This is a genomic window from Moorena sp. SIO3I6 (assembly GCF_010672095.1).
The window spans coordinates 1-13,905 of the sequence record NZ_JAAHHU010000141.1; the positions used below are offsets into that span (position 1 = coordinate 1).

Consider the following 13,905-nt stretch of genomic DNA (forward strand, 5'->3'; position numbering starts at 1 on the left):
TAGTAGGGTGCGTTCATAACCCACCCATCCCATTAACAATTCCCTCTTCTTTCTTCCCTACTCCCTACTCCCTACTCCCTACTCCCTGGTTCCTGTTCCCGACTCCCGACTCCCGACTCCCGACTCCCGACTCCCGACTCCCTAAAATCCTAACCCAATTGAGATTCAATAATAGCGATCGCATTAGCAATGCCATCTTCATCCCGGATTTGTTTGCCCAAGGCTTCAGCATTTTGCCGAATAGTCTGGTTTGTCGTCACTTCGCGGATAGCAGTAGCCAGCTTCTCGGCAGTCAACGTCTTCTGGGGAATCGGTTTACTGCCGACACCAAGGGCATGAACACGGTCGCCCCAAAACGGTTGGTCTACAAAAAAGGGACAAATGATAGTCGGACGACCTGCCCGTAAGCCAGCAGCGGTAGTGCCAGCCCCACCATGATGCACCACTGCGGCCATACGGGGGAAAAGCCAATCGTGGGGAGCGCTGTCAATTTTGAAAATGCTGTCGGGCAAGTCATCCACTGCCAAGCCACCCCAACCCTTAGCAATAATACCCCGGACATTGGCTTGCTGTAACCCTTCAATCACAATTTCCGTCAGCCGCTGGGGATCTCGTCCAGCCATACTGCCAAAACCCACATAAACCGGAGGATTGCCAGCATCAAGGAAATCCTGTAACTCAGCCGGTGGTTGCCATGTGTCCTTTTCCTCTAGAAACCAGTAGCCTGTTGCCACCACACTCTCAGGCCAGTCCGTAGCTTCTGGCATAACAAACTTACTGTAACAATATAAAACCGGAATCTGTTCACCGGTAGTGGTACGCAGAATATTAAAATTGCCGGGTTGGGGTGGCAAATCATGGTCAGCTCGCCACTTTTTAACAGGTTTGCCTGCTGAAAACTCCATTAATCGATTGACGAAGCGATAGGTCAGTTTGTTATACCAGCCCCCTAAAGGCCAATTCGGGAAGCCCATGTTAGGAAATTCAGCTGTAGGCACCAGCATCGGCACAGGAACCGCCATGATCACGGGAATGCCCAATTTTTCCGCAAAATGAGGACCCCCATAGGCTTTGGGGTGGAAGATGATCAGATCCGGGTTGGCTTCTTGTGCGGAATTCCAACTATCATTAAGCATCATCCTTTGCATGGGAGCAACTTGTTTAGATAACTTGCGAGTGAGTTTGATGATTTCCCAGAGGTTGGTGGTATTTTCCATGGCATCCCGACCTTGATCTGAATTGATCAGCTTCATCATCTCATCGTTCATATAGCCATAAGTTAAGCCATGCTCGGTGATGAATAATTCAAAACTGGCACTGGTACAGACTGTGACGGTATGTCCTGCTGCTTTTAAACCTTTGCCTAATGCTACATAGGGCTGGACATCGCCCCGTGAACCTAGTGTTTGGATAAATATATGCATAGGTCAGTAGACTTCTTTGCTGAAGTAGGGAACAGGGAACAGCGGATCTGGGAATAAGGGTACATGAATCAATTGTGATAATTTTTGTTCCCTGTTCCCTACTCTCTACTGCCTGCTCCGTCTTTCCTGTTCCCTTTTCTTTCTTCCCTTTCCTATACCCAATCGACAACGCTCGCTGTGCTCCTTGATCACCCAAGTTGGTTCACCGTACCTGATGTAACGGCCATCATAGGGTTCTTGACACATGGAGTCGAGAGTTTTACAAGTCACATTATCGCCGTCGCTGGTACAGACAAAATTTTGGAGGTGTTGTGTCGCCAGTTCCAGAGCGTCAATCACCACATTTTGCCGAATCAATTTCCGGGTCATGGATAAGATTGGAGCTGATACATAGCCCTTAGGGTCGGCCTCAGCTTCGGAACGATATTGTTGGCATACAACTTCAGTCATAGGCAATCCATCACCATCGCACAGTGCCATGCGCCGGTGGCTGGTATTGAAGACAATGGGCTGCTCTTGGATGTCACTGTCTTGGCTCTCAGAGATGGTGCGAATAGAAACTGCTGCGTTGACAACACCGAGGTCTTCCAATTTATTTTTGTCAACCGGTCCGGCGTGTCCGGTAACTGCAATGGAGACCATCGCCCGACTATTTTTCAAAGCACCAGCAGCCATTTGTCGAGCTGTGGTTTCTGTATAAACATCGCCTTTTTTGACCCCAAGCATCTTGCGCTTAGCATCACTATCATAGGTGGAAAATCCACCGTAGGTGTAAGAGCCATAGAGGGGAATGTTGACGATGGTGGAAATAATCATGCCACTGGTCAGAGACTCCGCTGTGACAACATTGAGCTGCCGTGCTTTAATTTCTTTCAAAAAGCTTTCAGCTTTGTCATTCATCACAGGAGTGTAATCAATTGACATATAATCTACTGTACTGCAACCGTTGTCCATGTACAGTAACCCTCGTAAGCAGGTTTGATCTGAGTCGCTGGTATCAGCCATTGCTAGTTGGACACCAAGCACAAAGGGTAAAATTAGCGAGACCAGTACCATCAAAACCTTATTTTTCGACATTTTTGATTGTCTTTGTCCAAAAGATCAATGAATTGACTCTGATTACACTATCAATGATTGGGTTTTATTAGCTGGTCTTTATTTAAATTTAATGGTTTTGAGAGCAAGGGAGTAGGGAGTAGGGAGTAGGGAGTAGGGAGTAGGGGGAGAGGGTTTGACGTTTTTTTATAACTGAATAATATTTAATTTAAATGCACAACAGTTTAACAATAATCCGATCTTCGGATCAAAAACGTTATTCCGAAGTTTGACAAGGTTTCAAAAATGTGTTTTACGCTGATCGGGATGCCGTGATTTGATTATAAAGTTGAGGCAGAAGCTGTAAGTGTTGAATCGCTGCCAAATTTGTGATTGCCGATGTATCGCTAATAACAATCACAACCTTCCTAACTCCCGCAAATTTTTCAAGTCAAGTTCAAAGTCTTCAACATCGTAGGAGTAAAGCGGAATTTTGCGCTGCTTAAGAAATTGGCGAAACTCGTTGGGTTCCATGTGGGCCAGTCGGCTGGCATAGTTTAGTGTTAGGCGACCTGTTTGGAACAAGTGTAATGCAATTTCCTGGCGAAACTCACTTGGGGTAAGCTGGGATGCTTGTAGGATTGCGTCTGAAATAACGATACTCATCACAGAATTGTTTTATCAATCGTATTTTTAAGGGTAGCTCAAAAACGTTCTGTTTTTACTAGATTTCAGCTAACTGGTACTAGGGCGTGTTTTCAAAGTTTTCCGCAAGATTTAGATCCCCCTTAAAAAAGGGGGGAGCCATAGTCAAAGTCCCCCTTTTTTAAGGGGGATTTAGGGGGATCTCCGAGTTTGAAGACACACCCTAGCCCTCCCATAACTGTCCAGTTTATGCAGGTCATTTCGTTTGCGATCGCACAAATCAACGCTGCACCTAAGCTTCCACAGCGATAGGCGGGGTCAACGTAAAGATCAATCAAGACTGCTCCATGGGTGTAATCAGAAGTGTTGAACGTTTAAAACATTCAACACTTCTGGGATTTAAGCAGGTCAAGAATGAGTTGGGATGGGCGAATTTTTAGGTTAAGTCAGTTTTTTTCAGGAGTTATGGAATTCCACACTTCAAGGAGTACCTTGCCTTGGTCAGACAAAGGATAAGCTATTTTGGGTAAAAGATTACTCGACCAGGCATTTTTTCTTCATTAATCCAAGCGTAAACACGCAAGCAAGCTAATACTTTGCCAGGAGTACCTCTAACCTGTAATTTATCGATTACATCATCTTTGTTCTCTGTATATTTAATAATATCATCTCGAACACCTAAAAGCCATTGACATCCTGCTGTATAACCATCCATACTATTAACTCTTTCCACTGCTTTGTCAAGGGTTTTTCTCGCGTCTTTCTGCAAATTACACCACCAGGAATTTGGGTCAGCTAAAGGCTGATATACTAATGAGTTAATCGCCTCGTCTAAGTCCAGCCTTGCCTTTAAGGATTTAATCGGATCTTGTTCATGGTCTTTGACTTTTTTGAAAAAAAGTATCAAGGTTTTAATATAATCCTCTCTATGCTTGGAATTAAAACGGGTTATCCCAAAAAATTTAATACTTTTCAGGCAATGATGTAGGGAGGGGTCGTTTTGAATAAAATCTATGCAGATAGATACGATCTGGGCAAGAAATTTCAGATCGCCATCTAGAGTTTTATCGTTAATCTCTGAGTATAAGGAAGCTTCAGTTGATAAACACAACCCTTTAGCCTTAACTGTTCCTGTTAAACCAGGATAGAGAAGTTTATTTTCTGAAAAAGGAAGTTCGTTGTTATTCGTATCATCTTCCTTGGCGTTGATTTTTTTAGCTGACTGCAGAGCTTTATTTTGCAACTTTTGGGCCATAGACTCTGGAACACGCAGTAAAAGCTTTTGAATTTCGTCCCATAAGTCTGAGTCATTAGTGCTTCGAGGTTTTGAATCACCAATATAAGGGTAAAGTTTCTTATCTGTGAAGAAGTCATTACAGAAATCTTGGCGAATTAATCCTGGATTTGGAAAATCAGTTAAATTTTCCGAATTTGTATTCTTGGAAGTATCTTTGTTAGAGAGATCATCGTTAGAAGTATTCTCTTCTAAAAGCTGATTTAGTAGTTCGGATAGCTGACCACAAAGGGTAGCTTCTTCTGAATTTTCTATAGCTTCTGCACGGGCTGATTCCAAAGAGGCATACAGTCCCCTGAGAGTATGCCGTAGATATCGCCCTAGCTCCGAGTCTCTTACTAACAACTGTTTGAGCAGTTGACTCAATCCATCACCATCAGTGTACTCCACTAAAGGGGTTTTGCTCATCGTTATTCTCTTCTTCTATGGGACTACGCTTAACTCTAAGTACACATCCATCTTTTTCTTTTAAAACTTCTGGTTGATCCGATATCCAATAAGGAACTTCCCCTTCATGAATACGCAGATTACTTTGGTCATCAATTGTAATGTAGTATCTGCAGTTATCCTTAATCTGATTTTCCTCAAATCCTAATGTACCAAGATATATTTCCTTCAGTTGTGGGCTCTCTAAGCTGGGATAGTAAGCATAGAAGGTGTGTTTGCCACTTCTGGGGAATGCTGGGAGAGGTCGAGGCTTCTGGTTCTGATCTTTGCTGATAGCTCCTTTAGTTTCTTTAGTTGTTTGTTCTCCTTCGTCTTCATTGTGAAAAATATCATCAAGTTTTTCCCCAGCCTTGAAAACTAGCTGTGGAGATTCTTCATTGATCCCAATAGCAATATCCCACTGAAGTTCACTATCGATTATCATAGCTTGAGGAACTTCTTCTTGTATATTTGCTTTCTCCAACTCTTCTTTTCTTGTTTTTAGCTCTTCCGATATTGTTTGGTTAATATTTGTTAAGGTAGAGTTATTGTCATCCACCTGATCCCCTACTAAATAATGAGGTTTGCCCCGACAAACTACCATTTCAATTTCTAGGGTTTGGTTAACTTCAAACTGAGCTTGGAATCCCTCATACCATTGATTATTATTCTGGGAATATATTCCGATTTGTTTGGCAATCTCTTCAAAGTTAAATTTAGCCCATAAAATTTCTCTTTGACTTTCAAAGTCTCGACGATAAATGTTCGTAGTTGGTAAAACACCGAACCATTCACTTCGAGCTTTAGCTTCCTCATTAGAATTAAATTTATACAATGGCTGTCGTGCTTGAAAAACTGGTTCTAAAGAACCTACAACTTGCCTCAAGAAAGCACAAGGCAATGTGTAAAGTAAATTATTAACTTCGATATAGAGTTCGCTTTTACCTTCTTTTAGCTTGTCTTTCGCTGATTTCGGAGAATAAGTGAACTGCTGTCGGCTCATGCCATAACAAGCCCCGATTGACGTAGCTAATTTGGCATAGTCAGGTACAAAAGTAATCCTGGCTGGGTTCCACTCGAAATCGTTCTTGGTATTGCTAAAGATTTCATTAATTTTACGCCTGACTAAATCTAGATGGCAAGTCTGTCCCGATAAAATTAACCAATCCAAAGGTTCTTTTTGACCAGTTGAACTGTCTTTAGGCAATCGGCTTTCTAGCAATTCTTTAGCAATATTGATTGCTTCTCCAACAACTTTTGAAGCAGCTGTTTCAAGTTGTTGTTTAGATAGCTTGATGCCAGGATTATATTCACCAAGCTCAATAGCTTGTTGAACGCGAATAAATTGTTCTAATTGATTCGGCGGAATTTCATATTCATCATATTCAACGGTACCTTTGCTTAATTCAACTTTAGCATCATCAGCCCATCGCCAAAGGGTGTAAAAAGCTTGTAGTTTTTTTCGATCCTCTTTCCATCGAGTTGGTAATATTTCTTCTGCATAGTTTAAAACTGTTGAATAAAATGGATCGTTTTCTGGGTTTTCTTTGTCAATGCACTCTAATAGGGAGCCAGTGCGGTATTTGTTGTGATTATCTTGTTGCAAAAATCTTGGCTCTAATCCTCTGATCAGCAGGTCTAACTTATCATCCTTTAATTTTCCTTCTGTAAATGCCGTTAACAAATTGTCAACAATCGCTACTTTAAGCACGCGAAAGAGCCGTAGAGTAATTAACTCACCCCCTAAAAATAAGTGTCCAGAAGACCCCATCAACTCTGGAGTCAGAACATAGTAACGTCCACCAGCTCCTCGATCTTCTCCTGGGTCAAATGGACTATCATTTCTCAGAAGTAAACGAATTAAAGCCAAGTCTGTCGTTCCACCACCAATGTCCAATACCATTAGGTTTTGAGCCCATTTTTGACCGCTACGACGACAGCGAGTTTTAAAAGCTTCTATACCGATAGTTTGGTTTCCACCAAATTCTCGCCATACATAGAAAATAGCAGCAGCGATTGCTTCATCAAAATCTTTTTTTACGTCTACTTTTACATCTGTATCTGTAAATTTTTGCTCAAGAATTTGACTTACTAACTCTTCCAGTTTACGACGATTTTCTGGCTTAGATACCGTCGGATAAGTAACTATTACTCTGTAAAATTTACCGCTATCATAACGTTTTTTGTTTTCCGGTTTATCTTTAAAATTTTCTGTTAATTCAATCAGACATTTCATCGCTGCTTGAATTAGCTCACTATATTCAATATTTTTCTCTTCTCCTTGCCAATATATCTTGATTTTATCTTCTTCTCCTTTTTTTCTGGTTTTATTAAGGTAACGCTTCGGAGAATGATGAAACTTACTTTCTATTTTTCGCCAAAATGTTTCCTGGTTTTCATCTTCCTGGTTTTCATCAGTAGTCTCTTGGGACATCGCTGCCAATCGATTATTTCTAGCTATTTCCCCCATTTCCACTTCCAAGAATCCATTTACACCAACCAGTTCCAGTTCGCTAGTAATTTGTGTATCTTGGGGTAGATTTTTATCTATTTTTGCCAGAACGATACGTTCCTTTTGTAAGGGTGGTAACTGAAATAATTGACGGTAAATTTCGTTAAGTTTTTTACTAACTACCGGGTAGATTGGATCATCTAGTCTAGTACCTAAGGAAATTTCTAGTTGGCGAATTCCCTCTAACAATATCGAGCTATTTTTATTGTCGATAATTTCTGGCCAAGATTTTCCCAAATTACTTTCAACTTGTTCGATATATTCCTGCCATTCATCATCACCAACTCCTGGTAATTTTGAGTCAGATGAGCCTAACCATTCGTTAAAAAGTTTAAATAATAGGTCTTTTTGTTCCAAGGATAATTCGTTTGGTTCTATTGCTTCTCTAGGATCGTAAAAAGTAACAGTAGAATTTGAAGTACCAAAATCGATAGCAATCCATCCACCATGTGAGAGCATTTTTTCCCCCTTACTTGTTTTTTTGTAAAATAAATTACAGGTTTGAGACTTTGTGTGCGATTCACTTACGTTGCTATTTTGCTCGATATAATCTATATTAAATCCTAAAAAATAATTGGCATAAATGGGCAGAGATCTATCGAGTTTGCAGTATGGAGAAAATCGTAATAGCGAATCGAGATAAAATGGTATTGGATAATTATTAAAAGAATTATTGTAAGCCTGTTGAATTTTATCTCTAAGTTCTAGAGGATTTCCTGTTATAGTACAGTTGATCTGATCAATCCTTATAATATTAGCTGGATCCTCGTGCTCATGAATCAGTTCTATTACAGGAAGCTTTAACCACTTAGTATTGTTTACTGTTTTGATTTGGTTCAACAGAAACTTCTTATTTACAATCTTATTTCCAACAATCTTAATTCCAACAGGCATATCAACATCTTTGGCAAAATTTAAAGAGGAATATTTACTAGCTCCTTTAGAATTAATAACCAATCTGGTGTGGTTTTTTCAGTTGGCTCTTCACCTACCATTTGTTTTAGCAACGTTCTATCTGCTAAGAAATCTTCTTCCAATCTTCCAATAGCATCTTCTAAAAATGATGTTTGGAGTTCCTTATTGACTGTTTGATTTGTTTTGCTTAAAAGTTGAATAAAGCTATCACTAACGCTAAAAATCATTGTATCTCGAAGTCCCAGTATAAAAGTTAGATGGTTTTCGTAGAGTGGTATTCTTTGATTAGCTTGTTTATGGTCTGGAGACCACCCGAATATCAAAGCAGGTTCATTACTATTTTTGTCTTCACGGGGTAAAGGAAATAAAGTTTCTGGGTCTATAGTTATAAAACTATTTTCTTTGACTATTTCGAGTAGCTCTGATTCCCATTCGCTCGGAGATGCTAAATCATCAAGTAACTCTTGTATATATTCTTGTATTTCTTCTTTTTTCACAACACAATTTTCAATTTCAGACCGTATTTTTTTGATATTGATTGTCCTTTGATTATCCTTTAAGGAAATTAGGTTATTTGATAATTCATCTAACCAGTCTTTGATAGACTGGTCAACACGCTCCTGAGTAAATTTCTCTATGTTATCGCAAGCGTCCTTAAAACGATCGTAAAATTCATCGCTTCTAGTAAAAGGTTTTCGTTCTCTCTTTGTTCTTCGAGTTGTTCTTCGAGAAGAAAATTCACCTCTACTGTTACGTTGCAAATTGACGATTCCGTTTTCAATTTTGAGAAATAGGGTTCTCCATTCACTCCAGCGAGAGATTTCAGAATTTACTTTTTCTTCAACCTCTTGTCGAAGGGAAATTTTGCTTCTTGTTTCATCTATTCCTACTCCCAATTCCAATGGATTTTTTTCTAAATGGGTTTTTAACGCTTGATAGCTATCTGCTAATTCTCGGAGTGCTTGGCGCAGGATTCGTAATTTGGGATTCTCAGAAGCCAGCAATTTAGCCAGTGAAGGATTATTAACTTTCTGTGCTAAATTTTGTTGTTCCTTAACCAAAGTTTGTACTTTAAGGTTGACATCTTTATATAATTGTTCAAGACCATGAGTTGCCACGTGATTTTCAAGCAGACACCGTAGTCTAGAAAGAGCACCATCTTTTGTAAAAGCATCTAGCCAAGTTACTAAAATACTATCAGGTTCAGACTTTTTAAGCCTTTTGCTTAACTGCTGCCACTTTTCGTTTAGATCAGGAAAATGATTCTGAAATTCATTCAGTCTTTCTAGTACAGTTGGTGTCGCAATTTTAATGGTGCTGTCTAGGTTTTTTCTCAAATACTCAAGAGCAGCAAATGCTGACATAAAAACGATTCGCTGATCATTCCCTTTCGTCAAATTACGGGAATTTTCAATAACCTCACCCAAAGCTGGTATTTCATCGAAAATTTTCTGCTCTGTTAGTTTATCTGTGTTACGAAGAAGCTTTTCAATACCAATTTTTGCATCAGGCAACTCATCAAATCGCCCCACACCTACAAGGATAAAATCATCGAGATTTTGGTTTTTTCTTTGCTTTCGGAGCAGATCGATGATTTTATTGTTTGTTGTACTTCCTGGACGAGGACCATAGGTCAATAGTAAAATCGTCTGTACATTTTCCATTTCATGCACATTTACAAATCGATCTCGAAGCTCAGATTTATCAGCCCCTAATCCAGGCAAGTCTAATAAAACTAACTTGTTTGCTTTTTGAAGAGATGAAAGATCCCAAATTTTATCTGACACTTTGACTTCAACATTTATTCGTCCGATTAGAGGAAAGGTGGCTTGCAAAAACTTAGGAAACTGCTCCTTGTCTTCTGGGGGAAACTGCTCAAACTTCTGAATATCTAAGATCGAACGGGGGTCATTAGGTAGCTGAAGACCTGCGTAAGCATGAGTAGCATTATCAATAGGCAAGGATTGACCGCATAAATTCTTATAACGTATATAAGATTTAACAAACACTTCTAGTTCTTGAATGGCGCTTTCTAATCCACCATCTAATCCAGGAGTACTGTTAGATACTTCATCGTACCATGGGATAATGTTTTCCCAAACATCAGGATCTTTGTAATTAAAGTTTTTTAAACTATCGAGTTGCGTCTTAGGTAATTGTCCTTCAGCCTTTACAACCAACTCCTTAAGTATAAAGTCAAGACATTTATCAATTTCGTTCTGATTAAAATATTTAACGCTAAACTTAAATTCAGTTGGTTGCGAGCCTTTTACCTGAACGATATTGAGATGAGTCACATTCCCAGTAGCTGCCACTGCACTGTCTGGTAACATTCCTGCATAACCAAGTAAACTACCTAAGACCGTAGTTTTTGTAGCTTTGAATTCTCCCATAACAGCAATTTTAACTGGTGAAGAAGAAGATTTAACTACTTCTTCTGCTTGCTTTCGGACAATTTCAACTTGATTGCTAATTTCAGTTAAAATCCTATCCTGCTGAAGGGATTGATTCTGAATAACAGAGTCATATTCCTTAAGTTTATTAAGTATAGATTCACCGAAATTATTAAAATTACGCAGTTGTTCAACCTTTGACATGATGATTGAATTTATTTAACTATATTAACTAATTATGACTTTGTTTGAATTTATTTAATTAAGCGTATCTCAATGAAAATGATTACATTTTTGTCGCTTATTATCCTCTATTAATAGCTCTCAATAGTACTTCTGGTGGAGGTATTTCTTCTAAATCTCCTAAAGTGAGAGTGTTACAAATACCATATTGTGCTCCCTTTTCTTCTAAAGATTTGTCCAATTCTTGTAGAAATTGTGCTGCTTGGGGATCTGAACCAACTTGAATAAAAGAAATACCAATTTCCGAATCCTTATCGATTCGACGAGTTGCGTTCACAATTACATCAATTACTGGAGGCTTATCATCAGGTGCTCCATCTGTAAATACTAAGAAAATTTCCCCATTTGGTTTAGCACTACCGTTTGCTTTACGTTGGAAATAATTGTCGAGAGCATCCCGCAAAACCTCATCAAGGTATGTTCCACCCATAGGATATGTTTCTTGAAAGATTTGTTCTACCTTATTTGTCGTAACATTATCGTATCGCTTAAATCTACTCGAAAATACATAAACAGTAATCCCATCGGGGTCGATTTCTTCACAATATCTAGCATAAGCTTCTGTAGTTTCTTTCATGACCTCCCATCTAGTTTTTGTCCCCCTTTTCTCGTCCTTAATGGTCATACTGCCACTTTTATCAATAATGATGGTGTAATCACGGTCTTTTAATTCTTCTGGGACATCATACATAATTCTGATTACTCTGAAAATGTTGCTAAAAAACAATTCAAGCTTTGATAGCATTATATGAATTAATGTAGCAGATAAAAAAGCCTAGATCGCTTTTATATAACCGACTTATACAGTCAGGATATTGATAAAGTAGTGATGGCATAATTTACCCGACAAACATTGATTGTAGTTATGAATAAAATTCCAAATAGCTCCTAACGGAAATCTCCAAATCTCTCCGGCAAATCCCTCCACGGTATCCCGGCTCGCTCACGATATTTTACAATACCTCTACAATACCTCTTTTGTCAAACTAACTGATCACAGGCCCTTCGCTTCCGGAAGAATTGCCCTAGTAGCACTGACAAACAGCGGTTTCTAAGGTTTTCCAATTTTCGCTCAATTTCCTGTTCATTCTCCTGTACAAACTGAGTTATTGAGTGGTTGCTTGGAGTCTTGTGATGTTTTTATCAACTCTTTTTATCAACTCCAAGAATACATATTTAGTTTTAACAAACGGTAGAAATTATTCCGCCGGACTAATGAGGTAATAAAATATACATATATTTAGGAAATAGGGCTAGGGATTTTCCCACGGATATCTGCCTGACACTAGACAAATCCAACCTACCGAAAGCCGGGTAAAATCTTTATTATGCCTAGGAAAAGTGCCCCTGTAGCTGCACCAACTAAGGGGGATTAGTAGTAGCTGATCCTTAGGGTAAAATGTCAGTGAGTTTACTTACATTTGGTAGTATATAAATATACGTAATAGTAAATGGTGGAATTTATACTTTCTTAAGATTTTTACTATAATTAATAAACTTTAAAATTTATCAAAAATTAATTAATATTTTTTGATATTTATTCAACGTTTGTGATAATTATTTTAGTGAATGTGTTACCAATGATCCTATTATGCTATACTTCTAAAAAGAATACTTGAGAAACCATTTGTCAATTACCCGATTGGGAATAAGCCTCTATTAATTAATGATAGAAAGAGGGGCAAGAGGGAACCTCATAAAGGTAGGTTTTTAACAAAGACGTGAGTATCAACTGTCCGGGATAGGGTGACTGGGTGTGGGGTGATTGTAAATGTAGCTAATTTGCCATTAAAAATCATCATGTATTCGGAGTCTTACTTATAAATGCATATACACTTATTTACTAAATAAAAAAAGAGGGGCTTGTGATCACGAGTCTGTGGCCAATTAGGCGATGGAAACCGTTTCAGTCAGCCGCTCCAATAGATTGTGCCATGGACCGACACCCAGCTTCTCAATCACCTCTGTTTGAGCTTGTTCCCAGAGGGGAATAGCTTGGGTCAGGTTTTCCTGGCCTTTTGCCGTTAGTGCCACCAATCGTGTCCGCCGATCCTCTCCAGGATTAATTTCAATTAGTCCCTGCTTTTCTAAGGGCTTGAGATTGCGGGTCAAGGTGGTCCGATCCATCGCTAGTGTTTGAGCAAGTTTTTTGATAGTGGAGGATTCAGCCGTTGCCATCACAGCCAAGATGGAAAACTGGGTTGCTCGTAAACCGCTAGGCCGCAACTTATCGTCAAAGATTTGGGTAACGACACGGGTGGCTTTGCGTAGGTTAAAGCAGGTACACTGCTCTGGGTTGAGTTGAGTTGTGGATAACTGCATATTTAAAGTATATACACATATTTGAGTTTGTCAAGGGTGAGCCTTAGGCACCATTGGATTACTGAAAACGATAGCAAAGGGAGTCGGGAGTCGGGGTAAGCATTCAGCCGTCAGCCGTCAGCCGTCAGCCGTCAGCGGTGGGCTTTACGCGATCGCATTTGAATTGGGATGTTGGTTTTTGCTGGAGTAATTCCAACGCAACGGTCAAAGTTGGCTTCAGCTACGACAACCTATCCCTGGATGTCTGTCGATAACAGTCTGTATGTTAATAAACACAATAAAGCAGGGTTTATTAAGAATTATTTCCAGTTTATTGACAAGCAGTGTTTATCATAGTACATGATTTAAAGTAAACTTACCGACTCCCGACTCCCGACTCCCGACTCCCGACTCCCGACTCCCGACTCCCTATTTCCTATTATGACTTCGGAGCAGGGAAAAGTGCTGCTTTGCTTGACAACAACGATAGAAAAACATCAGCCATTTTGGTAAACTTGTATTACTGGATTCAACACTTATGGGAATAGAGAATATAGAGATGAGTCATCAGTCAATCGGTATTACTTCTATTGGTTACTATTTACCAACTGGAAGAATGACTAGTTTGGAAATGTCCCAGCTTTCTAATACTCCGGAAAATGTCTTTATTGAAAAAATCGGCATCTTTCAAAAGTGCGTAGTCACTGATGATGAGCA

At 39.4% G+C, this 13,905-nt stretch carries 8 protein-coding genes; all 8 read right to left on the reverse strand.

Translation table 11 applies throughout. The annotated features are described in order from the left end of the window. Positions 1-149 precede the first annotated feature (149 nt). Positions 150-1,424: a glycosyltransferase gene (locus tag F6K49_RS27680; protein WP_293101761.1), complete on the reverse strand. Its 1,275-nt coding sequence runs from the start codon at positions 1,422-1,424 to the stop codon at positions 150-152. Positions 1,425-1,529: 105 nt separating this feature from the next. Continuing rightward, on the reverse strand, positions 1,530-2,501 hold the full coding sequence (locus F6K49_RS27685) for a CinA family protein (protein ID WP_293101765.1): 972 nt from the start codon (positions 2,499-2,501) through the stop codon (positions 1,530-1,532). 375 nt (positions 2,502-2,876) lie between these two features. Then, entirely contained in the window at positions 2,877-3,125 is a 249-nt protein-coding gene (locus F6K49_RS27690; protein ID WP_293068459.1) for a UPF0175 family protein, read from the reverse strand. Between the two features lie 496 nt (positions 3,126-3,621). Next, a complete protein-coding gene (locus tag F6K49_RS27695; RefSeq protein WP_293101768.1) occupies positions 3,622-4,677 on the reverse strand; it encodes a hypothetical protein in 1,056 nt (351 codons plus the stop codon). 97 nt (positions 4,678-4,774) lie between these two features. Next, the gene (locus F6K49_RS27700; protein ID WP_293101771.1) at positions 4,775-8,293 is read right to left on the reverse strand and encodes a hypothetical protein; all 3,519 of its coding nucleotides are present in this window, start codon (positions 8,291-8,293) and stop codon (positions 4,775-4,777) included. Next, positions 8,251-10,848: a hypothetical protein gene (locus tag F6K49_RS27705; RefSeq protein ID WP_293101774.1), complete on the reverse strand. Its 2,598-nt coding sequence runs from the start codon at positions 10,846-10,848 to the stop codon at positions 8,251-8,253. Before F6K49_RS27705 ends, F6K49_RS27700 begins: the two co-directional genes overlap by 43 nt. A 100-nt stretch (positions 10,849-10,948) precedes the next feature. Continuing rightward, a complete protein-coding gene (locus F6K49_RS27710) occupies positions 10,949-11,578 on the reverse strand; it encodes a VWA domain-containing protein (RefSeq protein ID WP_293101777.1) in 630 nt (209 codons plus the stop codon). A 1,196-nt stretch (positions 11,579-12,774) separates the two neighbouring features. Then, on the reverse strand, positions 12,775-13,209 hold the full coding sequence (locus F6K49_RS27715; protein WP_293101780.1) for a MarR family winged helix-turn-helix transcriptional regulator: 435 nt from the start codon (positions 13,207-13,209) through the stop codon (positions 12,775-12,777). Positions 13,210-13,905 lie beyond the last annotated feature (696 nt).